The organism is Tumebacillus sp. BK434, assembly GCF_004340785.1.
GTDB lineage: Bacteria > Bacillota > Bacilli > Tumebacillales > Tumebacillaceae > Tumebacillus_A.
Window position 1 is genome coordinate 1 of sequence record NZ_SLXS01000013.1, and the last position, 26,127, is coordinate 26,127.

The 26,127-nt window shown below is 57.8% G+C and carries 31 protein-coding genes; 5 read left to right on the top strand and 26 right to left on the bottom strand.

What is annotated here, in order from left to right; genetic code table 11:
- Nucleotides 1–95: 95 nt before the first annotated feature.
- Both EV586_RS19665 and EV586_RS19670 read right to left on the bottom strand, forming a co-directional pair.
- Nucleotides 96–1,115: an LLM class flavin-dependent oxidoreductase gene (locus EV586_RS19665; RefSeq protein WP_132946777.1), complete on the bottom strand. Its 1,020-nt coding sequence runs from the start codon at nt 1,113–1,115 to the stop codon at nt 96–98.
- Nucleotides 1,106–1,990: an aminoglycoside phosphotransferase family protein gene (locus tag EV586_RS19670; RefSeq protein WP_132946778.1), complete on the bottom strand. Its 885-nt coding sequence runs from the start codon at nt 1,988–1,990 to the stop codon at nt 1,106–1,108. The genes EV586_RS19665 and EV586_RS19670 overlap by 10 nt, the downstream gene beginning before the upstream one ends.
- Nucleotides 1,991–2,310: 320 nt before the next feature.
- Between EV586_RS19670 and EV586_RS19675 the strand changes: the two genes are divergently transcribed.
- Together EV586_RS19675 and EV586_RS19680 are read left to right on the top strand one after the other, a co-directional pair.
- Nucleotides 2,311–2,781, top strand: coding sequence for a hypothetical protein (locus EV586_RS19675; RefSeq protein ID WP_132946779.1), 471 nt, complete (start codon nt 2,311–2,313; stop codon nt 2,779–2,781).
- A gap of 64 nt (nt 2,782–2,845) precedes the next feature.
- Complete coding sequence (locus EV586_RS19680; RefSeq protein ID WP_132946780.1) at nt 2,846–3,307, top strand: M23 family metallopeptidase; 462 nt, start codon at nt 2,846–2,848, stop codon at nt 3,305–3,307.
- Here the strand turns inward: EV586_RS19680 and EV586_RS19685 are convergent.
- The 5 genes from EV586_RS19685 to EV586_RS19705 all read right to left on the bottom strand — a co-directional run bounded on the left by EV586_RS19685 (nt 3,302) and on the right by EV586_RS19705 (nt 7,688).
- On the bottom strand, nt 3,302–4,270 hold the full coding sequence (locus EV586_RS19685) for a D-2-hydroxyacid dehydrogenase family protein (RefSeq protein ID WP_132946781.1): 969 nt from the start codon (nt 4,268–4,270) through the stop codon (nt 3,302–3,304). The genes EV586_RS19680 and EV586_RS19685 overlap by 6 nt on opposite strands.
- 175 nt (nt 4,271–4,445) lie before the next feature.
- Entirely contained in the window at nt 4,446–4,844 is a 399-nt protein-coding gene (locus EV586_RS19690; protein WP_132946782.1) for a VOC family protein, read from the bottom strand.
- A 111-nt stretch (nt 4,845–4,955) separates the two neighbouring features.
- Nucleotides 4,956–5,852 carry an RNA polymerase sigma-70 factor gene (locus EV586_RS19695; protein WP_132946783.1) on the bottom strand — a complete coding sequence of 299 codons (897 nt, stop codon included), beginning with the start codon at nt 5,850–5,852 and terminating at the stop codon, nt 4,956–4,958.
- Nucleotides 5,853–5,876: 24 nt separating this feature from the next.
- On the bottom strand, nt 5,877–7,166 hold the full coding sequence (locus EV586_RS19700; protein ID WP_132946784.1) for a phytoene desaturase family protein: 1,290 nt from the start codon (nt 7,164–7,166) through the stop codon (nt 5,877–5,879).
- Nucleotides 7,167–7,232: 66 nt separating this feature from the next.
- Complete coding sequence (locus EV586_RS19705) at nt 7,233–7,688, bottom strand: cupin domain-containing protein (RefSeq protein ID WP_132946785.1); 456 nt, start codon at nt 7,686–7,688, stop codon at nt 7,233–7,235.
- A gap of 145 nt (nt 7,689–7,833) precedes the next feature.
- Here EV586_RS19705 and EV586_RS19710 point away from each other — a divergent pair, with 145 nt between their 5' ends.
- Nucleotides 7,834–8,727, top strand: a complete 894-nt coding sequence (locus tag EV586_RS19710) for a DMT family transporter (protein WP_165898716.1) — start codon at nt 7,834–7,836, stop codon at nt 8,725–8,727.
- Between the two features lie 22 nt (nt 8,728–8,749).
- Here EV586_RS19710 and EV586_RS19715 read toward each other — a convergent pair whose 3' ends face one another.
- From EV586_RS19715 to EV586_RS19785, 15 genes are all read right to left on the bottom strand, one after another.
- On the bottom strand, nt 8,750–9,772 hold the full coding sequence (locus EV586_RS19715; RefSeq protein WP_132946787.1) for a hypothetical protein: 1,023 nt from the start codon (nt 9,770–9,772) through the stop codon (nt 8,750–8,752).
- A gap of 591 nt (nt 9,773–10,363) precedes the next feature.
- Nucleotides 10,364–11,623, bottom strand: coding sequence for a S8 family serine peptidase (locus EV586_RS19720; RefSeq protein ID WP_165898717.1), 1,260 nt, complete (start codon nt 11,621–11,623; stop codon nt 10,364–10,366).
- Nucleotides 11,624–11,873: 250 nt separating this feature from the next.
- A complete protein-coding gene (locus tag EV586_RS19725) occupies nt 11,874–13,130 on the bottom strand; it encodes an RNA polymerase sigma factor (protein ID WP_132946789.1) in 1,257 nt (418 codons plus the stop codon).
- The gene (locus EV586_RS19730; protein ID WP_132946790.1) at nt 13,130–13,561 is read right to left on the bottom strand and encodes a YciI family protein; all 432 of its coding nucleotides are present in this window, start codon (nt 13,559–13,561) and stop codon (nt 13,130–13,132) included. Before EV586_RS19730 ends, EV586_RS19725 begins: the two co-directional genes overlap by 1 nt.
- A 324-nt stretch (nt 13,562–13,885) precedes the next feature.
- Nucleotides 13,886–14,551, bottom strand: coding sequence for a single-stranded DNA-binding protein (locus tag EV586_RS19735; protein WP_132946791.1), 666 nt, complete (start codon nt 14,549–14,551; stop codon nt 13,886–13,888).
- Between the two features lie 21 nt (nt 14,552–14,572).
- A complete protein-coding gene (gene rpsF, locus EV586_RS19740; RefSeq protein ID WP_132946792.1) occupies nt 14,573–14,857 on the bottom strand; it encodes a 30S ribosomal protein S6 in 285 nt (94 codons plus the stop codon).
- 24 nt (nt 14,858–14,881) lie between these two features.
- On the bottom strand, nt 14,882–15,982 hold the full coding sequence (gene ychF / locus EV586_RS19745; protein WP_132946793.1) for a redox-regulated ATPase YchF: 1,101 nt from the start codon (nt 15,980–15,982) through the stop codon (nt 14,882–14,884).
- Nucleotides 15,983–16,110: 128 nt separating this feature from the next.
- Nucleotides 16,111–16,374, bottom strand: a complete 264-nt coding sequence (locus tag EV586_RS19750) for a DUF3892 domain-containing protein (protein WP_165898718.1) — start codon at nt 16,372–16,374, stop codon at nt 16,111–16,113.
- A 63-nt stretch (nt 16,375–16,437) separates the two neighbouring features.
- The gene (locus tag EV586_RS19755) at nt 16,438–16,698 is read right to left on the bottom strand and encodes a hypothetical protein (protein ID WP_132946795.1); all 261 of its coding nucleotides are present in this window, start codon (nt 16,696–16,698) and stop codon (nt 16,438–16,440) included.
- A 179-nt stretch (nt 16,699–16,877) separates the two neighbouring features.
- Nucleotides 16,878–17,108: a WYL domain-containing protein gene (locus EV586_RS19760; RefSeq protein WP_132946796.1), complete on the bottom strand. Its 231-nt coding sequence runs from the start codon at nt 17,106–17,108 to the stop codon at nt 16,878–16,880.
- A 155-nt stretch (nt 17,109–17,263) separates the two neighbouring features.
- Nucleotides 17,264–19,276, bottom strand: coding sequence for a molybdopterin-containing oxidoreductase family protein (locus EV586_RS19765; protein WP_165898719.1), 2,013 nt, complete (start codon nt 19,274–19,276; stop codon nt 17,264–17,266).
- Complete coding sequence (locus tag EV586_RS19770; protein WP_132946798.1) at nt 19,276–19,479, bottom strand: DUF951 domain-containing protein; 204 nt, start codon at nt 19,477–19,479, stop codon at nt 19,276–19,278. The genes EV586_RS19765 and EV586_RS19770 overlap by 1 nt, the downstream gene beginning before the upstream one ends.
- A gap of 22 nt (nt 19,480–19,501) precedes the next feature.
- On the bottom strand, nt 19,502–20,404 hold the full coding sequence (locus EV586_RS19775) for a mechanosensitive ion channel family protein (protein WP_132946799.1): 903 nt from the start codon (nt 20,402–20,404) through the stop codon (nt 19,502–19,504).
- Between the two features lie 65 nt (nt 20,405–20,469).
- Nucleotides 20,470–20,718: a putative Se/S carrier protein gene (locus EV586_RS19780; protein WP_132946800.1), complete on the bottom strand. Its 249-nt coding sequence runs from the start codon at nt 20,716–20,718 to the stop codon at nt 20,470–20,472.
- Between the two features lie 16 nt (nt 20,719–20,734).
- Complete coding sequence (locus EV586_RS19785; RefSeq protein ID WP_165898720.1) at nt 20,735–21,313, bottom strand: CvpA family protein; 579 nt, start codon at nt 21,311–21,313, stop codon at nt 20,735–20,737.
- Nucleotides 21,314–21,438: 125 nt separating this feature from the next.
- Between EV586_RS19785 and yyaC the strand changes: the two genes are divergently transcribed.
- Nucleotides 21,439–22,107, top strand: coding sequence for a spore protease YyaC (gene yyaC, locus EV586_RS19790; RefSeq protein ID WP_132946802.1), 669 nt, complete (start codon nt 21,439–21,441; stop codon nt 22,105–22,107).
- Between the two features lie 83 nt (nt 22,108–22,190).
- Nucleotides 22,191–22,448, top strand: a complete 258-nt coding sequence (locus tag EV586_RS19795; protein WP_132946803.1) for a YkuS family protein — start codon at nt 22,191–22,193, stop codon at nt 22,446–22,448.
- Nucleotides 22,449–22,509: 61 nt separating this feature from the next.
- On the opposite strand, the gene EV586_RS19800 is transcribed toward EV586_RS19795, so the two are convergent.
- From EV586_RS19800 to EV586_RS19815, 4 genes are all read right to left on the bottom strand, one after another.
- Nucleotides 22,510–22,758 carry a hypothetical protein gene (locus tag EV586_RS19800; protein ID WP_132946804.1) on the bottom strand — a complete coding sequence of 83 codons (249 nt, stop codon included), beginning with the start codon at nt 22,756–22,758 and terminating at the stop codon, nt 22,510–22,512.
- Between the two features lie 102 nt (nt 22,759–22,860).
- Nucleotides 22,861–23,361 (bottom strand): DUF4446 family protein, encoded by a 501-nt coding sequence (locus EV586_RS19805; RefSeq protein ID WP_132946805.1) that lies wholly within the window; start codon nt 23,359–23,361, stop codon nt 22,861–22,863.
- A 184-nt stretch (nt 23,362–23,545) separates the two neighbouring features.
- A complete protein-coding gene (locus EV586_RS19810; protein ID WP_207893947.1) occupies nt 23,546–24,256 on the bottom strand; it encodes a DUF554 domain-containing protein in 711 nt (236 codons plus the stop codon).
- Nucleotides 24,257–24,728: 472 nt separating this feature from the next.
- Nucleotides 24,729–25,868 (bottom strand): aminotransferase class V-fold PLP-dependent enzyme, encoded by a 1,140-nt coding sequence (locus EV586_RS19815; protein ID WP_132946806.1) that lies wholly within the window; start codon nt 25,866–25,868, stop codon nt 24,729–24,731.
- Nucleotides 25,869–26,127: the final 259 nt, after the last annotated feature.

Sequence of the window (26,127 nt, forward strand, 5' to 3'; positions counted from 1 at the left end):
TTTTTTAGCCATAAAAAATCCCCTCCGGTCAACAAGGATAAGTCCATCTTATCGATGTCCTTTTTCTCTTGTCTACCATGAGGGGATAATACCAGTTAAAGGGAGTGTCTTTTTGTCAGCCCAAACGCTTCGGCGAGCAGCTCGTAGGAGCGTTTGCGCGCTTGGTGCGAATGGATCATGGTGTTGACCATCACCTCATCGGCAGACGTTTGCTCGACGAGGTGCATGATGCGTTCGCGGACTTCTTCCGGCGTGCCGACGAACAGCCGCGAGCGGAACGAGCCGATGAACAGGCGATCGTCGGAGGTGTATTCATACGCCATCGCCTCTTCCGGGCTCGGCAGCAGGCCCGGCTGGCCGCTGACGAGGCGCAGGAAAGTCAAGTCGAGCGACTTGGCGTAATGCTCCGCCTCCGCTGCCGTCTCTGCGCAGATCGCCGACACGGTCAGCAGCGAGCGCGGTTCCTGCAGCCATGCTGAAGGTTTGAACTCGTCGCGGTAGGCCTGCATCGCCGGGATCGCATCGCGGTCGTTGATGTGGTGCGCGAAGGCGAAGCTCAGCCCGACCTTCGCGGCGAGCACGGCGCTGAAGTCGCTCGACCCGAGCAGCCAGACCGGCGGCAGCTCCACGTCGGTCGGCACCGCTCTGATGTTGCGGTAAGGGTGGTCGTCCGGGAACTGGCCGCTGCCAAACGACATCAGTTCGATCAGCTGCTCCGGAAAGTTTTGCCCGATGTCGGTCTGCGATTTGCGCAGCGCCTGCGCCGTCCACGGGTCGGTGCCGGGCGCCCGTCCGAGGCCGAGGTCGATGCGGTCGGGAAACAGCGCGTGGAGCAGTTTGAAGTTCTCGGCCACTTTCAGCGGCGCGTGGTTCGGCAGCATCACGCCGCCTGAGCCTACGCGCAGGTGTTTCGTTTCGCGCGCCACCTGTCCGATCATGATCTCCGGCGCGGTCGAGGCGATGCCCGGCATGTTGTGGTGCTCGGCCAGCCAGTAGCGCTCATAGCCGAGCTCGTCGCAGAGCCGGGCCAGATCGAGCGTATTGTTCAGCGCGTCTGTCGCCGTCGTGCCGGAGACGCGGGGACACAGGTCAAGCACAGAAAGCTTCAATCCCATCTGGTGATCCCTCCCAACAGTTCCTCAAAGTAATCTGCTGTTTGCAAGGCCGGTTCATACCCGTCCGTGCCATCTTCGACATGCCACCACGCGGACAGCACCATGTGTGCGAATCCCCATGCCGTCACTCGTCCCGGGTCGAGCCCGGTCTTTGCGCAGATACGCTCAATGCGCGTTCGCAGCTGTGCTTGGCCCGTCAGGTAATTCAGCAAAAAAGGAATGAGCTCAAAATGCGGATCGCCGATCACGCCTTTCGGATCGATCGCCACCCAGCCGTCGCCTGCCGACAGAATGTTGTCATGATGCAGATCGCCGTGGAGCAAGGTGGTCTCCTGCGTCGTCTCCAGCAGGCGGCGGTAGATGCGCCGCGCTCTCTCCACCCGCGCGGCCGGCATCTTGCCCTCCGGGATGCGCTCCAGCCCTTTGCCCCAGTCGTCCAGCGCGGGAAAATCGGCCCGGGACGCGTCCACCCGCTTTTGCGCCTGCAAGACGCCGCAGAAGATCTCGACAGCGGTGTCGTCATCCTGCACCTGGCTCAGCGGAATGCCCGGGCAGACTTTTTCCAGCAGCAGCACACCAAGGTCGGCATCGCCGCCCAGCAGGCGCACATAGCCATGCCCGTCATGGAGCTGCAGCGCCTGGCTCTCCGTGCGCAATTCCTGGTTCGGCACGTTCAGTTTGACCACGATCTTCTCCCCGCCTTCCGCAAGCGCAGACAGCACGAGGTTGTAAGTGAGATTAGGATATGGCGCCAGCAGTTTGACCGCAAAGCGGCGTTCAATGGCTGCCAGCCCGTCCGGGAGATCGGCCAGCCACTGCACGCCTCGTGCTCCGTGCACCGCACAGATCGTCCGCTCTAGATGTTCCGGAATCATGAAGGATCTTCAACTCCTCTTCGTTTGAAAAATGGATGTTTTGATCATTTCGGCAGCCAAGTCAAACTCATACGCTGTTAGTACGTAAGAAATGACCTATGAAAGAGGTGACCCTCCATGGTATTCGGTAACTACACTCGCTGGGCTGTCGTGTTCCTGATCATCTTCGTGCTGTTCTTCCTGCTGATCCCGAACTGCTACCCGGTGCAAACCACCCACATGGAATGCCGCTAACGCCTTCGATTGCGCCCCGCACGGAAACGGCGGGGCCCAGTCTTTACCCAACCGGCACCCCCATTCTAATCAGGAGCGTGAAAGACTTGAGTAAAAAAAGCAAGAAACGCATCACGAAGCACACCGCTTCCAAACGCGCCGTGAAAATTGACGGCAAACAGGTATTTTTCCCGGGTGCAGGCCCGTCCTCCAGCTTCGGCACCGGGATCACCACCGGCCCGGCAGCAGCAGGCGGCTTTGGCGTCACCGGTCCGTTCGGCACCGGGGCCAGCCTTGGCTTCTCCGCATCCGGCCCCGGCGGCGCAGGTTTTGGCATCGGCGGGACAACCTCCCCGTTCGGTACGACGACCGGCATCGGCGCCTCGCGCGGCATCGGCGTCGGGCTCGGCGGCGGCGTGACCGGTCCGTTTGGCACCCAGTCCTTCGGCTTCGCACAGTCCGGCCCGGGCGGGGCAGCGTTTGGCGCAGGACAAGCCACCCGCGTCGGCGGCGGCTTCGGCCCGTATGGCTTCGCTCCGGGTCGCGTCATCTCCCGCCGCGCTGTCATGGTCTGGTAAGTTGTAAAGGCAGAAAAGGAACGGTGTACAAACTGTTCCTTTTTTGCTTTCAGGAGGGTTGAAGATGTTCGGTCCATACGACCTGCTGGCCCCGTGGCCGGCAGGGGTCTGCTATACCTGCATCAAAGGGAATTTTGAAGATACGCACAACATGCCGTTTACGTACTTCGCGTGGGATTTTGACATGCCGGTCGGTTCGGCGGTCATCGCCGCGTCCGGCGGGGTGGTCGCAGTGACCGGCTACACGGGCACTGACGGCTATGGCAATCAGGTGCGCATCCGGCACCGGGACGGCAGCTACACCTTGTACGGCCATCTCAGTGCACATGATGTACAGGTCGGCCAGCAGGTGCAGCGAGGCCAGTTGATCGGTGCATCCGGCCACACCGGCTACTCGTTCTCGCCGCACCTGCATTTTTCGGTGGTCGACCGGAACAACTACAGCTACCCTTCCTTTTTTTGCGACATCGGCAATCCGGTCAACGGACAGCGCTGCCGGTCGCAAAACGCACCCCGGCGGTTATAGCACGCCGGGGTTGGCGATGTTCAGCGGCTTGTGCTGGCAGAAGAAGCTCTCGATGTTTCGGATCGATCCGTTCAGGAAGCTCTCGAACGTCGCGTCGGTCTTCCAGCCGATATGCGGCGACAGGATCACGTTGTCCAGCTGCAGCAGCGGGTGCGCCGGGTCGGGCGGTTCCTCTGTCAACACATCCAGCCCCGCCCCGGCGATCTGCCCGGTCTGCAGCGCTTCGGTCAGCGCCGCTTCATCGAGCAGTTCGCCGCGTGACGTGTTGATCAAAAAGGCATCTGGGCGCATCTGCCGAAAATGCTGCTTGCCAAGCAGGCCCTTCGTCTCCGGCACGAGCCGGACATGCAAGGTCACAGCATGGCTCTCGGCCAGTAGCTCTTCCAGCGTGGCGGCAAACGCCACCCCGTGCGCCGCGGCGCGCTCCTCTGTCAGGCGCGGTCCCCAGGCGACGACGTGCATGCCAAACGCTTTGGCGACGGCGGCAACGCTTTGCCCGATCTTGCCGAGTCCGATGATCCCGAGCGTCTTCTGTGCCAGGTTGCGCCCGATGCTTGTCGGCCAGCCGCCCGCTTTCACCTGCCGGTCCAAGCGCGGCAGGTCGCGGGACAGCGCGAGCAGCAAGCCAAACGTCAGCTCCGTCACCGCCGCGGTCGAGCCGCCGGGCGTGGTGGCGAGCGGAATCCGGCGGGAGTTCACTTCTGCCAGATCGATGTGCGCCAGCCCCGTGCCGGTCTGGGCGATCAGTTTGATCTGCTCCATGCTGTCGAGCAGCTCCGCAGTCAGGCGCGTGCGCTCCCGCATCAGGATGACGGCATCCGCGTCTTTCACCCGCTCTTTCAATACGTCCGGCGCGGGCTGGTCCTGATAGACGGCCACTTCCGAAAAGGCCCGCAGGCGTTCCAGCTCGATGGTGCTGCCGGCTGTCGCGCCTTCCCAGTCGTCCAAAATCACAGTTTTCATCAGGCTCATCCCTTTCCAAATAGTACCTCCATTCTATCACTCGCCCCCGGTCCCGTGTAGAGTCAGAACCCTTGCAGGATCATCGGCCGCGGCCCGATGAACACGCGGGAAGAATCGAACAAAAAGAACCCTGAGCGTCTGCGCCAAGGGTTCTTTGCTATGTAACCTGTGCCGTTTAGTACTGGTAGTTCAGATCCCACTGCATGCCGAACTTGTCGACCAGCTTGCTGTATTTCGCGCCCCAGAACGTCTTTTCGAGCGGAACGTGAACGGTGCCGCCGGCAGACAGTTTGGCGAACGCCGCGTCGATCTCTTCTTCGCTGGCAAACTCGAGGGTCAGGCTCACTTGGTCGCCTTTGTTCAGGTTGCGGTCAACGTCGGAGAAGTAGAGCAAGGTGTCTTTGATCTGGACGCGTCCGTGCAGCACCTTGTCGGCAAAGCCTTCCGGTACGTTCATGCCCGGCGCTTCGCTGTAGCGGCCGAGTTGGGAGATCTCGCCGTTCAGCGCGTCGGCGTAAAAGTTCATCGCTTCTTCTGCCTGGCCTTCAAAGGACAGGTACGGAATCATTTTCATGAGTAATTCCTCCTCTTTGTATCGAGCGCCAGTTGCATAGGCTGGCTGCGCCTGTCGATCAGGCCGTCCTCATTCTTGTACGGCACCGAGACTCCGTTTTCCTGCCGCCGCTCATCTCGTGGGCAGTGTGAGCGCTAACGCCTCTAGCTTGTCCGGATTGCGCAGGATGTAAAAGCGCCTGATCCGCCCTTCTTGCTGCTGGAAGCTGAGCGTGCTGTGCACGCAGCCTGCGGTCAGGAACAGCAGGCCGGGCTGGCCGTTGATCGTGGCGATCTCCATCGCCGAGTCGGTGCCGAGTCGGGACGCGATGCCCTGCAGGAACGAGAGCACGTTTGCCGCCGACAGGATCGGCCGGATCGCTGCGGTGGCTTTGCCTCCGCCATCTGAGTACAGCACGGCATCTGCCGACAAGAGCTCGAGCAGCTGGCCGACATCTCCGTCGGAGAAGGCGGCCAGAAAGCGGTGCAGCGTCGTCAGGTCTTTCGCATGATCGGCACGGGCGGCTGCCAGCTCCGGTCCCAGTTTGCTTTTGATGCGCGAGTAGATCTTGCGGCAGTTGGCTTCCTTTTTCTCGACCAGCAAAGCGATCTCCGCATAGCTGTACGCGAAAGCTTCCCGCAGCACGAAGATCGCCCGCTCCTCCGGCGTGAGCGTCTCCATCAGCAACAGGTAGGCCATCGACAGGTCATCGCGCAGCAGCAGGTCATGCAGAGGTTCGGCCGCCTGCCCGGTGTTTCGCTGCACGACCGGCTCCGGCAGCCAGGGGCCGACATACACTTCCCGCCGGTGTTTGGCGGAGCGCAGCAGGTCGACGCTGCGGTTGGTGACCATCTTGCACAAGTACGCCCGCAGGTTGGCGACCTCCTCTTTGCGCCCGCCGTCGACGCCTGCGAAGGCGAGGAACGTTTCCTGCACCACGTCCTCCGCGTCCATGACCGACCCCAGCATCCGGTAGGCGAGTGAAAATAAGAGCGGCCGATATTCCCGATACAGATCTTGCGTTTCGATCGGAACCCCCTCCTGACTTCTCGATTACAGGCGAAGCAGCCTTTCCGCCAGCTCCTTCCCGCTGACGATCGCCGCATCGGCGAGCAAGGACTCACCTACGACCCAATCTCCGGCCAGATACAGCCCCGGCATGTCGGCAACGACCGTCTCCGGCTGGGCGGCGCGGCGGGCGGCGATCACGCGCTCGACGGTCGGCAGGCCGTTGGTGACGGCGATGCGCGGCAGATAGCGGGTCGTGACCACCTCGCGCTGCCAGCCCGGCTGCAGGCGATCGAGGAAGCGCTCCAGCTCGCCCCGATGCCGCTCCGGGCTACCCGCCTCCTGCGGGCTGTTGTAGCGGAACAGATGCAGCACGGCATGCTCAGGGTCTTGGGTCAGACGCGCCGTGAACGAGTGGTTGGCATAGTAGAAAGGCTGTTCCAGATGCAGGGCAAAATTCGCCTGCGGATTCGGCAAGCGCCGCACGACCACATCGAGCGCCGACCCGTACACCGGAACGACCTGCCGGCCGAGTCTGCCGAGGTGCGAGTCGGGCGCTGCCCCGGCGAGGGCGGCCGTCACCTGCGGGCGGAGCGTCGACAGCACAGCGCGCGTACAGATCTCCGTGCCATCCTGCAGCTGAACGGTCAGCTCCGGGTGCGTCCCGCGAATCCGGGTCACCTTGTGCCCCGTCCGCACAGCCGCGCCCGCTGCGGTCGCCCGAACGCCCAAGGCGTCGACCATCGTCTGCCAGCCTTCATGCACATAATACACCCCGCCCAATGACATCTGGTATTGGCGCACCACCGCACCTGCGCTGATCAGCTCCGGCGCGTTGGCATACGTGCTGAGCCGGGCCAGAGCGAGCAGAAAGCGGCGTGCGTTCGTCCCTTTCAGCCCGCCATAGAGCCATTCTTGCAGCGTAAGTCCTTCAACCGTCCGCGGATCGAGCTTGCCGATGCGGGTGAGCAGGCTGGCGAGCTCCGCTTTTTCCCCGAGCGAGAAGCAGCCGGACATAAGCAAGCGTCCTGCGGTGACAGGCAGACGGTGCGCCTTGTGCTCCGTGAGCAGTTGACCGGCCAGTTTGACCTGCCCGGCGTTCGGCTCCACACCTAACTCGCGGAGCGTTTTCAGCCCGGCTCCCGTCTTGTACAAGGCGTGCGGGCCGAGATTGAGGCGGCTTCCCTGCCGCTCATCTGTCGCCGCGCGCCCGCCCAAGCGCGTGCTCTGTTCCAAGAGCAGGACCTGCTGACCTGCTTGAGCCAAGCAGACGGCTGCGGTCAACCCGGCCAGCCCGGCTCCTATGATCGTGACATCCCATCGCTTCGTTTCCATCGCGCAAACGCCTCCTGTTTGAGTGGATACACTCAAGACGAGATGCGGCTGCGATTTGTGACATGTTTACTCGTTGGGTTCGGAAGACCAGCCTGCGATCGCGTCGGCGAGCTTGAAGTCTTTTTTCAGCGGTTTGACGTACACGACGTCCTCATCGGGATAGACTACGATATCATCTTGGGTCTGCAGGCCGCAGTCGAGGATCTCCAGCACCTCCGTGCCCGTGTTGAGAAACTGGTGCGCGATCCCTTTGCCCGCAGGCTTGGCGATGAAGTCGCCTTGCTGAACCGCGTGCTCCTCGTCCAGAATCCGCAGCGTGCCGCTGCCCTTCAGGATCAGGAAAAACTCCTCCTGCGTCGTATGCGAGTGGTATTTGGTGCTCTTCGCGCCGGGCTGCACGTAGTCGATGTTCACGTACAGCTTCTCGCTCCCCGCCGCATGCCCCAAATAAAGCGTCCGCATCGGCCCGAAGCTCTCGTCCGTCCCCTTCGGCATGTTGCTCACATTGTGGATCTTCGTCATGCAGATACCCCCATTGGAATTTATTTCTAAGTGTTCGCGTTCCTTTCGGCAATTCCTTTTTTCTCTCCTTTCGGCAGAAAAAAAGGGCTCGTCCTCTCCCCGTCGTGTGCGTTACAATCAAGTCGGGAAAGGGGAGTTCTACACCTTGAATCGGTTTACCACCGGCGTGCTTCTTATGTGTCTTTCTGCAACAGGATTTGCCGTGATGCCGATCCTTGCCGTCTTCGCGCATGAAGGCGGCGCGAATGTCGCGACCACTTTGTTTCTGCGCTTCGCACTTGCTGGCGTCTTTTTCTATCTCTGTCTGCGCTGGAACAAAAACTTCCAAGTCTCCATCAGCAAAAAACAATGGGTTGCGCTGTTCCTCTGCGGCGGCGTGATCTACGCGTTGGTGTCCACGCTCTATTTTGCCTCCTTAAACTACATCTCCGGCTCACTGGCCACGCTGATGCTCTACACCTATCCGATCTTCGTGGTGATCTTGAGCATCTTGCTGGAAAAAGAGGTCTTTCCCCGCAAAGTCATCTGGTCCATCCTGCTCGCCTTTGCCGGGATGTGCCTCGTGATCGGCGCATCGTTTGGCGCGATCAACACGGCGGGCGTGCTGCTGGCGATCGGCTCGGCGGTCGGCTACGCGATCCACATCGTCTTGATGAACCGTGTGGTGAAGCAGTTGCCGGCGTTTTTGACCACAGGCATCGTCATCCTGTTCACCGCGCTCGTCCAGCTGATCATCGGCCTCAGCACCGGCTCGCTCGATTTTCATCTCAATACGCTGGCCTGGGCCTCGATCTTCGGTCTGACTGCCGCTTCGACGATTCTGGCCCTGTTGACCTTCTTTGCCGGATTGCAGCTGGTCGGCTCGACCAATGCGTCGATGCTCAGCATGCTGGAGCCGATCTTGACGATCCTCCTGTCGGTGATCATCCTCAAGGAGTCCTTCACGCTGCTGCAAGTGCTCGGCACGGCCATCGTGCTGTGCGGCGCTTTTATCGTCGTGCGCAACGAATCAACAAAAAGGGAAATCGCGTCCTCGTAACGGATGCGATTTCCCTTTTTTCTTACTCGCCGCGCAGGAGCGCCATGTCGTCCAGATACACGGCCGGCTGCACGCCGTCTGTCGTGCCGGCGATCAAGATCCCGTCAAACAGCCCGTTCGGCAGGTGCAGGTCGGCGAGGTTCAGTTCCACCTTCGTCCAGCTGTCTGCTGCCAGGCTGCCGGTCGGGAGCAGCTCGGCGAACTGCTTGTCCGCCACCGGCACGCCGCCCGCCAGCAGCACCAGCTTCAGCTGTTGTCCGCCGTCCGCCCCGCCGTTGATCCAGAAGCGCAGCGTGCGGTACTCGGCCGTCGAAGCGACGCGGTCTTTGTACAGATACAGCCCGAGGTCGCGGTTCGGTGTCATCTGCAGCGCGTGAATGCCGGTGTGCACATACCCAGTCTGGTTCACATCATGCTCCGCCAAAGAGTAGTTCACAAAATCCGGGCGGTTCAGATAGTCATCATACACGGTCAGCCCGTTCGCCACCGCTTCGACCGGCGTCACCGACGCTTTGTTGAGCAGGGCGATGTCGTCAAAATAAACTGCCGCTTGCTCGCCGTCCGTTGTGCCGCGAATCAAGAGGCCGTCAAAAATGCCGTTCGGAAGCTCCAGAGCGGCCAGATCCAGCTCCACCTTCGTCCAAGCGTTGGCCGGGATGCCGCCCGGGATCAGCTCGGCGAACGATTTCGCCGCCACCGGCATGCCGCCTGCCTGCAGCACGAGATCCAACGCTTGTCCACCCGTTGCACCGCCGTGTACCCACAGTTGCAGCGTGTCGTATTGGGAGACAAACGCGACGCGGTCTTTGTACAGGTACAGCCCGTTGTCCCGGTTCGGCACCATCTCAATCGCTGCGCGGCCGGAATGGACGATCTGATGCTGCGTCAGCGAGTGCTGCGCCCAGCTGAAGTTGTAAAAATCAGGGCGTACGCTGTCATCATAGACCATCAAAACGTCCGGCCCGGCTGCGGTTGCCGTCGCCGTCGCAGCCCCGCCGAGCAGCACGGACGCAGTCAGCAGCGAAATCATGCTTTTTTTCATCATCAAATGTAACCTCCCCCAATTGGATAGGCTCATTATAGGAGTGATTTACTAAAAAAGGAAGTTATAGATGTACTTGTAAAAGTTATATCTTGTCGGTATACATCGGTGTCGTGGAGTTCCAACTCTCGTCGAGAGTACACAAAAAGGATACAGGTCTGCCAGCACGCCGCTCAGCGAGACGAAGAGCACGTTGCCAAAAGCCATTAACAGCGACTGCCGCCCCATCGAGGCTGCCAGTTTGGACTCCTGCGCGTAGTCGCCGATGAGCGCCGCCACCGAGATGCCCAGGACGAAGCGGGTGATCAGGATCCACGAGAGGGACGCGAGATCCCGTACAAAAGCAGCGCTGCGACAAAGACCCGCTTGCGGCAATGGATTTTCTAAATAATTAAATGAATTGTCTCGCGTAGATCCTGTTTGACAATGCATGCTAGCGTTTCGCATGGCAGGTCGGTGATCATGCGGAATTTGAAGTCCAGACCGCTTGGAGACAATAAAGAAAAAGACGACATGGCGCCCTGTGCAACACAAAGAGATCCCTTGATCTACAAGGGATCTCTCTCCTATCTTGTCATGCAGTTCCTGTGTTTCTTAAAATTCACTCACCGCTTTGTACACATCGGGCATCCCGTAGTTGAACCATTCACCCGTGCCTTCGATCGGGTTCGCCGTTTTCTGCAGGTGTGTCAGGACATCCTCAGCAGATGCTTCCGGATGCATCGACCATGTGAGCGTGGCCGCACCTGCTACAGCTGCCGATGCCAGCGATGCGCCGCTTGCCAGTGCGAATTGGCCCTCGGCAAAAGGCGCGAAATAATTCTCGGCCGGTACGCCGAAGTGAGCCCACTTGCCGTATTCGACGCCTTCGAAGCGTGTAAGGTCATTGCGGAGCGGCTGGACATTGATCAGGTTCCTCAGATCATTAATAACCCCGCCGCACACCTCGCAGGGCGGTCTCGGTGGAATCGGTTTCGGCGGTCCCACGATGACGATGATGATAATAATGCTGCGGTACCAGCGCTCGTTGTTGATCATGTCAAATAAAAACTGCGATTGATACTTCAGATCGAGAGAGAGATGTGCGACGCTTGCTCCTTTTTCACGAGCATAGACCAGGGCCTCTCCGACATCGGACAGCTTGCCGACTCCTTCTTTGTTTAACACTTTGAGCGGCATGATCCGTGCTGCTTTGTCCATGGCGACCATCGACGTTTCGTCCGGGTAGGCGCCTGCTGCGATGCCCGCTTCCATCGTACCCAGGCCGTCCTCATCAAGAGGTTCCTCGTTTTGATCCACAAAGTTGTACGGGCTGACGATTTTCTCTTCAAGGTACGGATGCTTGATGTCAACGCCCGTGCCGATCATCGCAATGACCTTTTCTTTGGCTCCGATTGTGACCTCGTGCACTTTTTTCGCTTGCATCCACTCATACCAGGGAATCTTCGGCTTGTAGATTTCGTCGCAGTCCCTTTTGAGGCAGAGGTCGGTGATCGACCGTTTGCTGATCGAACTTGCGACTTTTTTCGTCGTCAAGTTCAGCTCGACAAAAGCGGCCTCCTTATCTTCTTGGAGCTTTTCGTAGTAGTCGTATGCTGCGTTCATCGGCGTTTGCATCACATGCCAGTCACCGATTGTTTGCTCCACTTTCAAGTCATACTGCGAAGCAAATTTCTCCGGGTCTACCCCCTCCTGCAGTTTTACAAGAATGCTGTCCGGGGCGTACTCATTGGGCTGGATTTCGTCCGCATACCCTGCCGCCTGAACCGTGGACGTGACCGTCACCGGCAACAGCGACGTCACCATCAGGATCGATGCAACTGCAGTCGAAAGCCATTTCGTGAAACGCTTCATGTTGACTCCACCTTCTTTCATTATTTTATTATATCATTAATTATAATATAATGTTTTTGTAATGAAGTTATATAGACCCAAAGCCCCACTTCTATTCAATATGTCATAAGCCTTTTGTTCTATTTTTATCAAAACAGGTATGGTTGCGTACAGACGAATAAAGGGGCATACGCTTCTGCGTATGCCCCCCTTTCCTGGGAGTCCTCCTCGTTGTTGAAAGACTGCTCATACTCGTGTTTGTCCCCTTGCCTCATTCCGCAGCGCAATCGGCAGCGCGCCGCAAAAGCAGTTCGCGTTCCGTTTCATTGCGCGACAGGCTGGCCGCACGTTCGAATTCGATACAGGCTTCTTGCTTGCGTCCCAGCTTCATGAGAAAGTCTCCACGAACGCTTGGCAGATGATGATAGTTTTTCATGGACGGTTCTTGCAGTAACGCATCGACGACTTCCAGACCTACTGCCGGGCCGAACGCCATCGAGAGCGCGACCGCACGATTCAGTTCGATGACGGGCGATGGCGCGATTTGGGAAAGAGCATCGTAGAGCGCCGCAATCCGGACCCAGTCCGTCTCCGAAGCGGTGCGGGCACGGGCATGACACGCCGCGATCGAAGCTTGAATCAGATAGGGACCGAACGCCCTGCCGAGTCGCTCGGCCCGTTCGATCGCAGTCAGCCCTCTGTGGATGAGCAGATGATCCCATAGAGCCCGGTTCTGGTCCATGAGCAGAATCGGTTCGCCGCTTGAGTTGACCCGCGCCCTGAATCTGGATGATTGAATTTCCATCAATGCCACGAGCCCATGGACTTCCGGCTCATCGGGCGCGATCTCAGCCAAGATCCGTCCAAGCCGCAGCGCCTCGTCGCAGAGCACGGGCCGAATCCAGTTTCCGCCGGAAGACGCGGCGTAGCCCTCGTTGAACATCAGGTAGATGACCTCGAGCACAGACGCCAGCCGCGCCGGCAACTCTTCCTGCGGCGGCAATTCGATCGGTACGCGTGCAGCCGCGAGCGTGCGCTTCGCTCGAACGATCCGTTGGGCAACGGTCGGTTCCGGAACGAGGTACGCACTTGCGATTTCTTCGGTCGTCAATCCCCCGAGCAGCCGGAGCGTGAGCGCCACCCGAGCCTCGGCGGAAAGTACCGGATGACATGTCGTGAAGATGAGACGAAGGAGATCGTCACCGACGGGATCATCGAGAGCTTCATCCCAATCCGGCTCTTGCTGCCTGTCGATCTCCCAGCCTAACTCCTCGTACTTGCGGTCACGCAACTTATTTCTACGCAGATGATCGATCGCTCGACGTTTCGCAGTTGTCATCAGCCACGCTCCGGGGTTATCGGGGATGCCCGCCTCCGACCACCGTTCAAGCGCGATGAGAAGCGCATCTTGAGCCAAATCCTCGGCAATCCCGACATCGCGAACAATACGTGCAAGCGCGGCGATGAGCTTGGCCGATTCGATTCTCCAAATAGCATCGATGGCGCGGTGGACGGCCGATTCCTCCACTACGTCAGCTTCCTCTTCACTCGTTCGATCATTTCATTTTCTCTGGCTAACGCTTCCGGGTTCTGCGTCAGTTCCGCCGCTTCCCGCACTTGGCGCACCTCGATTTCGCCTTCGCCAAAGCCATGCGGATCTGGCATCCGCATCGCCCATTCGATCGCCTCTTCCCGCGATTTCACCTCAATCAATGTGAAGCCCGCGATCAGCTCTTTGGCTTCCGTGAAGGGTCCGTCGACCACTTTCGGTTTTCCACCCGGTTCCGGATACGAGATGCGAATCGCGTTCGAGCTTGGGTGGAGTCCTTGGGCGGCAATCAGTGCGCCTGCCCTCGCCAGCTCATCGTTGAACCTCCGCATCGCGTCAAAATGCTCTTGATTTGGAATGATACCGCCCTCGGAATCTTTGGTTGCTTTGACAATCAGCATGAATCTCATCGAAAATCTCTCCTTCTCTATCATTTGCCTCTATATTTGCAACGAACGGGAGACACCTAAATCGACAGGTTAAAAAAATATTTTCTAATTCTTTTTCAACGTGTTCCAGTGATTCCCTTTCCGCCCCAAGTTTAAAAGTGGAAGTTATCCGCTTGATCATATAAAGGTCCATGCATACAGTATTGCTCAATACTTTTTGTTCTAAATAAACTAGATTTGGTCTCCATCTCCAATTACACACCAATACACAGTTATAAAACAAAGAGACCCCTTGCTACACAAGGGATCTCTCGTATTTCTTGCTATGCAGTTCGTGCTAGTGTTTTAAAACGGCAGATCATCATCGGAAATATCGATCGGCTTGCCATCATCGGAGAACGGGTCTTCGTCGCGGCGTCCACCTTGGTTGCCGCCGCCTTGGTTGCCACCGCCATAGCCGCCTTGGTTGCCACCGCCGTAGCCGCCTTGGTTGCCACCACCGTAACCGCCTTGGTTGCCACCACCGTAGCCACCCTGATTGCCCCCGCCGTAGCCGCCTTGGTTGCCCCCGCCGTAGCCGCCTTGGTTGCCACCACCGTAGCCGCCTTGGTTGCCGCCGCCGTAACCGCCTTGGTTGCCGCCTCCATAGCCGCCACCGCCTTGGTTCATAGCGTCGCCGCCGTTGCCCATGTCGGCGCGCTCGAGGAAGCGGACGTTGTCGGCCACAACTTCGGCGACGCGGACTTTTTGGCCTTCTTTGTTTTCGTAGGAGCGGATTTGCAGACGACCATCAACCGCTGCCAGACGGCCTTTGCGCAAGTATTGCGCGCACAGCTCGCCAAGCTTTTGCCAGACGACGATGTTGATGAAGTCCGTTTCACGCTCGCCGTTTTGGTTCGAACGCTGGCGGTCGACCGCCAAGGTGAACTGTGCGACTGCTGTGCCGGACGGTGTGTAGCGCAATTCCGGGTCGGCGGTCAGACGGCCGATCAAGATGATGCGGTTCAACATATGGGATTCCCTCCTCTGGTGTTACCCGATGCGGACGGTGAGATAACGCATGACACCATCGGTGATCTTAAACGTCCGCTCGAGCTCTTTCACAAGCATAGTGCTCCCTTCGTATTGCATGAGCACGTAATCGCCTTCTCGGGCACCTTCGATTTCGTAAGCGAGTCGGCGTTTGCCGATTTCTTGCAATTGGGTGATCCTGCCACCGTTCTGCGTGACAACGTGTTGGAACTTGGTGACCAGCGCACTTCGCGCGTCCGGGTCGAGCTCAGGGCGCAAGACGTACATCGTCTCATACTGTCTCATGTCTGCTCCCCCCTCGCGTTTGGTTTACACGTTGAAGCGGAAATGCATGACGTCGCCGTCGTTGACGACGTACTCTTTGCCTTCCAGACGGACTTTGCCCGCTTCTTTCGCTGCGTTCATCGAGCCGTAGTGCACGAGGTCGTCGTACGCGACCGTCTCGGCGCGGATGAATCCTTTTTCGAAGTCGGTGTGGATGACGCCTGCTGCGCCCGGCGCTTTCGTGCCGCGGGTGATCGTCCAAGCGCGCACTTCTTGCACGCCGGCAGTGAAGTAGGTGATCAGGCCGAGCAGTTTGTAGGCCGACTTGATCAGGCGGTCGAGACCGGATTCTTGCAGGCCGAGTTCTTCGAGGAACATCTGCTTGTCTTCGCCTTCCAGCTCAGCGATCTCCGATTCAACTTTGGCCGAGATGACTACGACTTCAGCGCCTTCACCGGTTGCGAACTCGCGGACTTTCTTGACCAGATCGTTTTCTTCCGTGTTGGCGACTTCGTCTTCTGCTACGTTCGCTACGTAGAGCATCGGCTTGATCGTCAGCAGGTGCAGGTCGCGAACGATCAGGCGCTCTTCGTCGCTCAGCTCGACGGAGCGGGCCGCTTTGCCATTTTCGAGCGCTTCTTTGAGGCGGTTGAGAACGGCTACTTCTTCCTGAACTTTCTTATCGCCCGATTTTGCGCCTTTTTTGGAGCGATCGAGACGCTTGTCCACCGACTCCATATCGGCGAAGATCAGTTCCAGGTTGATCGTTTCGATATCGGACAACGGGTTCACGCCGCCGGAGACGTGCGTGATGTTGGAGTCTTCGAAGCAGCGGACGACATGCGCGATCGCGTTCACTTCACGGATGTGGCCGAGGAATTTGTTGCCGAGACCTTCGCCTCGGGAAGCGCCTTCGACCAGGCCCGCGATATCTACAAATTCAAATGCGGTCGGCACGACTCGGTTCGGAACGACGATTTCCGTCAATTTTTGCAAACGTTCGTCCGGCACTTCGACCACACCAACGTTCGGGTCAATCGTACAAAACGGGTAGTTTGCCGCTTCGGCGCCCGCTTTTGTAATCGCGTTAAAAAGAGTTGATTTGCCGACGTTCGGCAATCCTACAATACCAACAGACAAAGCCATCTGGCTTACACCTCCAAAAGTATTCCAACCTCTATTATAGCAAATCCCTAGAGATTCCACTAATGTTCCACGTGGAACAAGAAAAAAGTTCTCCCGCCTTGGTAGCGAAAGAACCTCTGTGGTCAGAATTACTGAAGAGACTCTCCCTCGTGCATCGCTTCTGCAAAAGACGGGAGCATGTCCAAGTTGTTCCCGGTCTCTGGCTGGCCGTCCCCGGTGGAGTTGGCAATCGTCCAATTGCCTTCCTTGTCCAGAGACGTAATCGAGTCAAATTTCCCTTCGGCCGCTTCCTGCATCGCCTGCTGAATGGAAATCACCCGCCCGGTATGTGTCATCACTTCCGCAATGTCCCCGTTCTGGTCCTTGTTGACGGCGATGATCTTTTCACCCATGGTCCACATCCCTCCTTATGCTTCAGGATGCACGAGAGAGAGGTTGTCTATCCGCAGTGCGGACTATGCCCTCCGTCTGCTCTTCAGCAACTTAATCTGGGCATCCAGTTTCACAATCTGGAAGTCAATCACCTCGCACTGCATGTCCGATTTCCGGTTCGGGCGATTGATGACTTCTCTGTAGTAGGAGTTAAATTCTGTAAACCGTTTCTCAAGGCGTTCAAAACCCTCCGTGAACACCCGCTCCAAACGAATATAGCTCTCTCTGTACTCTTGCAAAGCGATTTCTAAGCGGTCCCCTGGCTCAACACGCTCTGTGCTCACAATGATACCTCCTTGGGGGATGAAGAAAAATTGGGTTGACCCTCAGGCGAGGGTCACGTACTTGGGTCGGCTGGAGGTATTGCTTTTCTTCAATTAGCAGGTTCATTGTAGCACAGGTGGAGAAGCTCGGTCTTTCCCAAATGCACTTCAAAAGCCATCAAATTTTCGACAGGCTCCCTTTATCTTGTGAGAGGTCTTCGAGCTTGCAGGGAGGCTGCGAGGATCTGATCAGGACGGAAGGTCCGCGGCTTTTTGCGCAGGAAACAATAGGCCTGAATCCCCTCGTCTGTCACGTCGGTCACCTGCACGACACGCTGGGAGATCGCCCCCTTGCTGTCCAGATAGATCAGCGAGACGGGTCGATGCTCGCGCTGTGAAATCTCAATCTCTTTTCTCCCTTGAACTGCCATGCCGTACACCTCCGCTCGAATTTCCATCACGTTCTCTTCTTATTATATACGAACACACGTTCCTTATGCCACAAAAATCGAACATTTGTTCCTAAAAATCTGCAAAAAAATCCCCCCTCCGTTTCCCGGAGAGGAGACCTCTGTCACTCACTCATCTATGCTTTCGCCAAATTGACCAGGCAATCATACTGCGCCGACCCGATTCCCAAGTCGCTGCGGCGGTTCGAGGTCAAGGCATTGAGCGCCGTGCCCCGGTTGCCCCACCAGCCCTCTTCGATCTTGATCGTCCGCTTGTGCTGCCCGGAGACGATCTTCACGTTGCCCAGCACCTCGCCGCGCTCGTTGTACACGCGCACGAGATCGCCATCGGCAAGCCCCGTCTCCTCCGCCACAAACGCCGAGATCTCCACCACCGGACGCTCCGGCATCTTCAGCACGTGATAATACTGCGAATTCAAGGAGCGCCGCGGATGGATCGTCAGCAGATGGTACGGGTACTTCCGCGCCAGCTCCCGATCCCGGCGCGGGCTTTCCACCGGCTCTTCAAAAATCGGGATCGGCGATGCCCCGTCCGCTGCTGCCGCCGATGACGCAAACTCATACTTGCCCGACGGCGTGCCAAACTGAAAATCGGCCCACGCCACCGGCTCTTCATGCGCCTTCAAAAAACCGTCCTGCTGCAGTTTCTCCCGCGTGATGCCGTCCTCCTGCAGCGGAGCCATCGCCTCTTCCATCCATGCGTGCACATCGCGGCCAAATTCCTCGCCAAAGCCCAGCTCGTCGGCCAGCCCCTGCAGGATCATCCAGTCCGGACGCGTCTCGCCACGCGGCTCCACAACCCGGTTCACATAGGCCAGATAGGAGTGCCACATCGACGAGTACATGATGTCCTCTTCCTCAAACACCGTCGTGCACGGCAAGAAGTAATCGGCGATCATCCCCGTGTCATGCAGGAACATGTCGATCACCACTTTGCAAGGAATCGACTCATACGCTGCCAAAGTCTTGCCCGTCTCCGGCAACTGCGCCACCGGGTTGCCCCGCGTCACAAACAGCACCTGTACGGGCTGCTCCGTACCCTGCACCGCCAAAATTTCATCCGCCTGCGTGATCTTCGTGAACGCCCGGTAGTCGGTTCGCGCATCCGGCTTCATCAACTTCCGGTAGTCGAAGCGGTGCACCTGATTCGCATAATGCACGCCGCCGCCGGAGCGTCCGACCTGTCCGCTCATCGCACCCAAGGCGTCGATCAACCGGATCGTGTTGCCGCCGTTGGCGTAGCGCTGCAGCCCGAGCCCCAGCAGCGTCGCCACCGCCTTGCCGGAGCCGTAGCGCTCCGCCAGCCAGCGAATGTCGTCGGCCGGCACATCGGTGATCTCCGCCGCCTGCTCGACCGTCCATGTTCGCACATACTCAGCAAACGCATCATATCCGATGGCGTGCTCTTCGACAAACACCCGATCGACCAGCCCCTGCTGGAGCAGATGGGCCGCCATCCCCAGCACCAGCGCCCCGTCTGTGCCCGGCCGCGGTTGGAGCTGTCGCGTCGCTTTGCCGCTCAAATCGGTCATCAGCGGGTCGACGATGACCAGCTCCGCCCCGCGGTTCATCGCCCGCTTCAAAAACGGCATCATGTGCATGTTCGTCACCGAGACGTTGCGGCCCCAGACGACGATCACATCCGTATGTTCCGCCAAGTCCTCCGGATCGTGGCTTTTCCCATAGCCAAAATCGTATTTTTGCGCTTCCAGTCCCGCCCCCCAGCAGATCGAGCCGATCGTGTCGGTAAACCCGCCAAAGAGATTGAAAAAGCGACCCTCCAGATTCTTCAACAGCCCGGACGAGCCGTAATCATAGTGGTGCAGCACCGCCGTCGGCCCGTATTGCGCCTTGGCCTCCCGCATCTGCGCAGCGATCTCCTGAAACGCCTGCTCCCAGGAGATCTGCACCCACTCGCCGTCGACCTTCTTCAGCGGTGTCAGCACGCGCTCCTCATGATACAGCCGGTCGACCAGCTTCCGGCCTTTGATGCACAAGGACCCCTGCGTGATCGGATGATCAGGGTCGCCTTCGACTTTGATCAGCTTGCCGTCCTCGACATGCGCGATCATGCCGCAACAGTCCCAGCAGTCGAGCGGACAGGCTGTGCGAATCGTCTCCACCGCCATCAGGATTCGCCGCCTTTCCGCCGCAGCACTTTGCGCAGGTTGCGTTCGAAATCCCGGCGCGGGATCATCACCGAGCGTCCGCAGTTGACGCATTTCATGCGAATGTCCATCCCCAAGCGGATCACTTCCCACTCGTTGGCGCCGCAGGGGTGGCCCTTCTTCATTTGCACAACATCCCCGAGATCAAACTGTTTGGCCTCCATCGCTCTCTCTCCTCAGACGGGCTCAGCTTCCTGCCGCTGCCACCTTTTTCTTCTCATCCATGTCGGACTGCCCCGGAAACAGCGCGACCTGCTTGGGGTACGGAATCTCGATGCCTTCGCGGTCAAACGCCTCTTTGATCTTGTGCCGCAGCTCCCGTCCGACGCCGTAGTGCTCCATCGGCTTGCAATCCATCGTCATCCGTACGGTCACTTCGTGCGGCCCGATGTTCTGCACACCGAGCACCTGCGGCTCGCCGACCACATTTTCATTTTCCGACTGCACCTGCAAGCCGACCTCTTTCATCACAGCAAACACGCGCTGCAGATCCTCTTCAAACGCGACAAAAACGTCGACAACTGCCAACGAATTCGTCTTCGAATAGTTCGTCACTTGCTGGATCTGCGAGTTGGGGATGATATGGATCTCCCCGGTGTACGCCCGCACTTTCGAGATGCGCAGACCGACTTCCTCGACCGTCCCGCGAATCTGCAGATTGGTATTGATCATCACATTATCGCCCACACCGAACTGATCTTCAAAGATGATGAAAAATCCGGTGAGGATATCCTTCACCAAGCTCTGTGCCCCGAACCCGATCGCCAGGCCTGCTACCCCGGCCCCGGCGATCAGCGTGGTGACATTGATCCCGACGTTCGACAGAATCATCAGCGCGACCAGGAAGTACACCACATAGCGCATCACATTCAACATCAGAGCGATGATCGTCTTGCCGCGCCGTTCATCCATCCGCATCGTGCGGTGTGACAGCACGCGCCCGATCATCACGCGCCCCAGGTTCATCACAAGTTTCGCTGCGATCAGGATCAGCACGATCTTGATCACGATCCAGCCGATCCCCAGCCAAAAATCGGCCGAAGCCAGCGTTTCACCTAAGTTCGTTAACGTTTTCTGTATCGACTCCATATTCCCCTCCTAGAAAAGGTACAGTCTATTATACAAACTGTGCGAAGTTCAGTCATCCGCTCTGCTCACAACGTCACATAGGTTGGCCCGTCCGGTTTGAAGTACCCGCGCACGACCACCTCTTTTTCGGTCAGCACGCGCTGCACTACCTCCAGATCCTGCGGGAAGAAGTCGATCGACAACGCACACCCGGCCGTCACCGTCTTCGGCGTCGGGCGGATGTCGATGTCCAGTCCTGCCCCTTCCAGTTCCGCTTCTGCCCGCAAGGCATGATGCGTTGAATCAAACGCTACCAACCAATACTCCACTGCCATTCCCCTGCCACCATCCTCACCAGAAAATAAACCGATACAAGACATGCACGAACACCGACTTCATCAGCCCCTGATCGAGCCACTGCATCCCCTGAATCCAGCAGATCAGCCCCAGAACGCTGACCAGATAGGTGGAGATGGTCAGCCCGATCCCGAGCCCCATCACGCCGCCCAGCGCCTGTGAGCGCCACATGCCGTGCGCATCTCTCCATAGTGTCTCATACACGCGCAAGATCATTTGCAAGCCGATGAAAACCGCCCCGCCCATCAGGCCCAGCAGAAACAGTTCGTAGAAACGCTCGACCACCGCAGGCGCGTGCGAGTTTAGTCCCTTGGTCACCGCTTGCGCAGTTTCCAGCTCTAAAAATCCGTTCGAGTACGGCGAGGTCTTCACCAGATGCCCGGCCATCCATTTAGCCAACCCAAAGCTCCAGCCTTCGTCAAACAGCACACTTTTCAAAAACGGGATCGACAGCGTCAAAATGAACAGCGGCACCACCAGCGCCAGCGCATCGATGCAAGTTCGCAAAAAACCGCGCTTCCAGCCAAAATAGGCGCACCACGCCACCACGACCATCAACAGCAAGTCCACCACCCGAGCTCCGCCTCCGTTCCCTGCACAAGGTTCTCTTCTCAAGGTATGAGCGGAGTGGACGAGGTATGAAACCTTTTCCAACTGCATATACTGGTAAAACCTATGAACTGCGGAGGAGAAACCACATGTTCAAACCAAACGTAACCCGGAGTGCCGATCTGCCGTACAAGGTTGACCATACAAGCGTTGAAGCTGCCAAGTTTCTTTCCGAACGACTTCTGCACACTGTTCATCAGCCGTCCCGTGAACGCCAAGTGGTAATCGTCTGCATCGGCACCGACCGTTCCACAGGCGACGCGCTCGGGCCGCTCGTCGGCTCCAAGCTGAGCGGGCGTCTGCAAGCCCAGCAAGCGGTCGTCTACGGGACGCTCGATGCGCCTGTGCATGCCGTCAATCTTAAAGATACCATACAAGAGATCGAAGCGAAGTACCACCAGCCGTATGTGATCGCGGTCGATGCCTGCCTTGGGCAGCTCTCCTCGGTGGGCATGGTCACGCTCGGCGACGGCCCGCTGAAACCCGGTGCCGGCGTGAACAAAGTACTGCCGGAAGTGGGCCATATCCATATCACGGGCATCGTGAATGTGGGAGGCTTTATGGAATATTTCGTATTGCAGAACACGCGTCTGTCGGTCGTGATGAAAATGGCCGACTGCATCGCCGACGCGTTGACCGAATCGTTGACACAAGCGGCCACGTTCCCGCTTCCCGAACTGCCGAGCCTGCCGGAGCCCGTTCCGCAAAAACAGCATTTGGTCAATCGGATCAACAACCTGCTCGGCTTCAAAAGCTAATCCTTTCGCATAACAACCCCGACCTCTCCTCATACTAGCTTTGGTTGTCCCACTACCAAAGTCTCTGAGGGGAGGTTTTCGAAATGACCAACAAACGTGTTGCTGTAGAAGCGAATCTGGGCAATGTGCGTGACTTCCTGAGCCAGCAGGGCTATGACTGCTGCGATCTCGACGCGCAGAACCTGAACAATCAAAGTCAAGGCCTCGATGCGATCGTCATCTCCGGCGCAGACCAAAACATCATGGGCATCAACGATACGACGACTAAAGCACCGGTCATCAACGCTCATGGCATGCGCCCCGAAGAAGTCGCGCAGCGCATCCAAAACGCAACCCGCTAACCAAAAAACATCCTGGGCAGCTTCTCCGCCCCAGGATGTTTTCACATTGTTCCACGTGAAACTATTTCAAGTACCGCGTCCGCAGGAACAGGAACAGCCAAACAACCCCCAACCCCACAAACGCCATCCCGAACGCCGCCGAATCGCGGTTCAGGATATCTCCCAGTCCCCAGAAGATAAAGAAGAGGCCGGTGAACAACTCGCGAAGTTTGATATATCGTGTGTTGGTCTTATTGCGCAAAACCAAAATCACGAACGTAAATGCGCCAAGCGCAGACAGCACCATCAAGATGTCGAGAAACTGCCACATGTGATGTAAGTCTCCTTTCCGGTCAAGTTGGCTCTACATTCCATTATACTATAGGTGCTTCTAAATCAATAACAAAAAAAGACCCCGCAATTGCGGAGTCCTCTATCTCATCTTTTCCATCGCCAGCGCGATCGCTTGCTTCTCTTCATCGCTCAGCGGATAGGTTGACGCACCGGCTGTGACCGGTTTGGCGTAAGAGCGGGATTCTTCGCGGCCAAAGATCGACGTAAACACGACTCCGTCCGCATCCCGGTTCAGCACCGCGATGCTGTAGCTGAGATCACTGCCTGTGCCTGGGAACGCATTGTAGCGCACCACGCCGACCGGACCGCACGAGATCTGCAGCTCCTGGGCTTGCTGTTTCTGTGCCGCGATGACACCTTGCACCGTTTCGCGCATCGCCCGCACATCGTCCGCATATGTAAACAGCGCTTGCTCTAAATTCGCCTGCTCCATTCCTTTCATCAGCACCCGGTACCGCTTCTGCACTTTGCGCAGGCGTACCGACTGGATGATGAACACGATCAGAAGCAGCAACAGCAACCCGAAAATCAACGCGACGACCGCATCGAGATTGGCCAAAATCCACTCGTTTGGCTCCATACCCTCGTACCTCCTCTTCTACCACTGATCCGCAACGTTAGCATCTACTGGGCATATTCGCTATTTTAGCACAGAATACGAGGCCCCTGCCTGTACTTTTAAAATGCCCCATCCCAGACAAGATATGGCCGCCAAATACCCCCATGCATAAAGGGAGCCTGCCGTTTTGCAAGCTCCCTTCGCCTTAATATCCATAGGGGATCAGGATCACTTTGATGATCGCCGCCACGAAAATCGCCGGCAGCAGATTGCCAACATTGATCTTCTTGATCTCCATCACGTTCAGCGAGATTCCCATGATCAAGATTCCGCCGGTCGCCGACATCACGGTGATCACCGGGTCGGACAGGAACCCGGCCAGCCACACGGCAGCCAGTGCGATCGCCCCTTGGTACAAAAAGACGGGGATCGCCGACAAGCCGACACCGATGCCCATCGCCGACGTGAAGAAGATCGCTGAGAATCCGTCCAGCATCGCCTTCGTATACAAGATTTTGTGCGACCCTTCCAGACCGCTCTCCAAAGCACCGACGATCGCCATCGCCCCCACACAATAGACCAGCGAGGAAAACACGAACGCCTCCGCGATCTTGCCCTGTCCAAAGCGGCTCATCTTGCCTTCGATCCACTTGCCGAGCAAGTTCAGCTTGCCTTCGATGTCGAGCAGTTCCCCGATGATCCCGCCAAACACCAGCGACGCGATCACAATAAAGAAATCATACCCGTCCGCCGTCGCCACATCGACCACCATCGACAGCCCGATGACAAACACGGCCAGACCTAAGCCCTGCAAGATCGTCACCTTCATCCGATCCGGAATCCGGCTCATCAGCCCGCCGATCGCCACGCCAATCAGAATCGCGACCGCATTCACAACCGTCCCCAACAGAGACATCCTTCCGACTCCCTCTCTTCTGCCTGACACAGCACGCAATCTTGACGTCTCTACTCACAATCAACCTTATCAGAAGCTAGATCCACTCACGCTTCTGCCTGACAAGTCTGCAAGGTCAGCCACTGCCAACAAATCATCCTATTATGATCCACGCTCATTCTTTTGCATTACATCGCACGCGATCTCGGTAATGCTACTCACAATCAACCTATCAAGAGCCAGATCCTCACATTCTTCTGCCTGACATGTCTGCAAGATCAGCCACTGCCGTCACAATCATCCTTACTATGGATCTAGACTCAATCTTTTGCAAAACATAGCACGCAATCTCGGCAACCTACTCACAATCAACCTATCAAGAGCTAAACCCTCTCACTCTTCTACCTGACAAGTCTGCGAGATCAGCTTCCGTAATAACACAGCATGTCAGCGAACGTTCGCACATTCTTCCCTACCGAGAGCTGCAACTGCTTCAGCCTGCGATCTCCGCGACCGCATCCAGCAGCGCCTGCACGTCCTCTGAGGTGGTAAACAGCCCTATAGAGGCTCGGACTACCCCTTGCTCAAGGGTGCCGATCGTCTCGTGTGCGACAGGGGCGCAGTGCAGCCCGGAGCGTACACAGATGCCATAATTACGATCTAAAATAAAGCCGACTTCATGCGACTCATAGCCGGCAATCGTAAACGAAACGATCGGCACTCGCGGCTCGCCAAGCGGCGGGCCATACACCGTAACGCCTGCGATCGATTCCAGTCCCTGATGCAGTTGATATGCTAATGTTTCCTCATGTTCCCGAACCTTGTCAAGACCTTTACTTTCCAGATACGTTATCCCTGCCAACAACCCGGCAATCCCGACGGTGTTCCGCGTGCCGGCCTCATAGCGATCCGGTCGGGTCTTCGGCATCTCCAACAGCTCCGAATATCCGCCCGTCCCGCCGTGCATCAGCGGCTCCAGTTCCACCTCCGGGTGCAAATACAGCCCGCCGGTGCCCTGCGGCCCATACAGGCTCTTATGCCCGGTAAACGCCAACATGCCGATGTTCATCGCTTCCACGTCGATCGGATACACGCCCGCCGTCTGGCACACATCGACCATCAGCACGATGCCATGTTCCTTGGCGATCTTCCCGATCTCTTCAACCGGCAACAGGGTTCCGGTCAGATTCGACCCATGCGTAACGACGATCAGCTTCGTATTCTCCCGAATCGCCTCCCGCACCGACTCCGCCAGCAGGCGTCCCCGCGCATCTCCCTGCACATAGGTAAGCTCCACCCCGCGCTCCCGCCGCACATACTCCAGCGGTCGGCGCACCGAGTTATGTTCCAACATCGTGGTAATCGCATGATCCCCCGGCTCCAACAGCCCGAGAATCCCCATATTCAGCGCTTCCGTTGCATTCTGCGTAAAAATAATATTGTCCGGATTCTTCACGCCAAACAGCCCGGCCACCTTGCGCCGCGCCTCAAAAATCACCCGCGAAGCCTTCATCGAAAGCGCATGACTCCCCCGCCCCGGATTCGCCCCATACTCCCGCAAGCACTCCTCCATCTTCGCCGCCACCTCGGCCGGCTTCGGCCACGAACTCGCCGCATTATCGAAATAAATCACTCCACTCAACCTCCTCCACAACCAACGCTTTTCAAAAACCCCCGCACACCCCCAGCCCCCTTGGGGGAGGGCGGGAGATGCGGAGTGGTGAAATTGAAATCTTATACCCTACCGAAAAAACGGTCTTACTCAATCAAAGGGTTCAGATTTCACCGTGAACCCGGAGCATCTCCCGCCCGGACCCGACCACCCAACCTGCGCCTGCCGCTTCCTTTAAACTCCCCGCAAATACACGTATAGCGGAATCCTCCGCTACTGG

Bases quoted from the DNA above. Each gene is read 5' to 3' on its own strand.
- EV586_RS19665 (WP_132946777.1), bottom strand. From the start codon at position 1,115: ATGGGATTGAAGCTTTCTGTGCTTGACCTGTGTCCCCGCGTCTCCGGC.
- EV586_RS19670 (WP_132946778.1), bottom strand. From the start codon at position 1,990: ATGATTCCGGAACATCTAGAGCGGACGATCTGTGCGGTGCACGGAGCA.
- EV586_RS19680 (WP_132946780.1), top strand. From the start codon at position 2,846: ATGTTCGGTCCATACGACCTGCTGGCCCCGTGGCCGGCAGGGGTCTGC.
- EV586_RS19685 (WP_132946781.1), bottom strand. From the start codon at position 4,270: ATGAAAACTGTGATTTTGGACGACTGGGAAGGCGCGACAGCCGGCAGC.
- EV586_RS19690 (WP_132946782.1), bottom strand. From the start codon at position 4,844: ATGAAAATGATTCCGTACCTGTCCTTTGAAGGCCAGGCAGAAGAAGCG.
- EV586_RS19700 (WP_132946784.1), bottom strand. From the start codon at position 7,166: ATGGAAACGAAGCGATGGGATGTCACGATCATAGGAGCCGGGCTGGCC.
- EV586_RS19705 (WP_132946785.1), bottom strand. From the start codon at position 7,688: ATGACGAAGATCCACAATGTGAGCAACATGCCGAAGGGGACGGACGAG.
- EV586_RS19715 (WP_132946787.1), bottom strand. From the start codon at position 9,772: ATGATGAAAAAAAGCATGATTTCGCTGCTGACTGCGTCCGTGCTGCTC.
- EV586_RS19720 (WP_165898717.1), bottom strand. From the start codon at position 11,623: ATGAAGCGTTTCACGAAATGGCTTTCGACTGCAGTTGCATCGATCCTG.
- EV586_RS19730 (WP_132946790.1), bottom strand. From the start codon at position 13,561: ATGAGATTCATGCTGATTGTCAAAGCAACCAAAGATTCCGAGGGCGGT.
- EV586_RS19735 (WP_132946791.1), bottom strand. From the start codon at position 14,551: ATGTTGAACCGCATCATCTTGATCGGCCGTCTGACCGCCGACCCGGAA.
- rpsF (WP_132946792.1), bottom strand. From the start codon at position 14,857: ATGAGACAGTATGAGACGATGTACGTCTTGCGCCCTGAGCTCGACCCG.
- ychF (WP_132946793.1), bottom strand. From the start codon at position 15,982: ATGGCTTTGTCTGTTGGTATTGTAGGATTGCCGAACGTCGGCAAATCA.
- EV586_RS19750 (WP_165898718.1), bottom strand. From the start codon at position 16,374: ATGGGTGAAAAGATCATCGCCGTCAACAAGGACCAGAACGGGGACATT.
- EV586_RS19760 (WP_132946796.1), bottom strand. From the start codon at position 17,108: ATGGCAGTTCAAGGGAGAAAAGAGATTGAGATTTCACAGCGCGAGCAT.
- EV586_RS19765 (WP_165898719.1), bottom strand. From the start codon at position 19,276: ATGGCGGTGGAGACGATTCGCACAGCCTGTCCGCTCGACTGCTGGGAC.
- EV586_RS19770 (WP_132946798.1), bottom strand. From the start codon at position 19,479: ATGGAGGCCAAACAGTTTGATCTCGGGGATGTTGTGCAAATGAAGAAG.
- EV586_RS19775 (WP_132946799.1), bottom strand. From the start codon at position 20,404: ATGGAGTCGATACAGAAAACGTTAACGAACTTAGGTGAAACGCTGGCT.
- EV586_RS19780 (WP_132946800.1), bottom strand. From the start codon at position 20,718: ATGGCAGTGGAGTATTGGTTGGTAGCGTTTGATTCAACGCATCATGCC.
- yyaC (WP_132946802.1), top strand. From the start codon at position 21,439: ATGTTCAAACCAAACGTAACCCGGAGTGCCGATCTGCCGTACAAGGTT.
- EV586_RS19795 (WP_132946803.1), top strand. From the start codon at position 22,191: ATGACCAACAAACGTGTTGCTGTAGAAGCGAATCTGGGCAATGTGCGT.
- EV586_RS19800 (WP_132946804.1), bottom strand. From the start codon at position 22,758: ATGTGGCAGTTTCTCGACATCTTGATGGTGCTGTCTGCGCTTGGCGCA.
- EV586_RS19805 (WP_132946805.1), bottom strand. From the start codon at position 23,361: ATGGAGCCAAACGAGTGGATTTTGGCCAATCTCGATGCGGTCGTCGCG.
- EV586_RS19810 (WP_207893947.1), bottom strand. From the start codon at position 24,256: ATGTCTCTGTTGGGGACGGTTGTGAATGCGGTCGCGATTCTGATTGGC.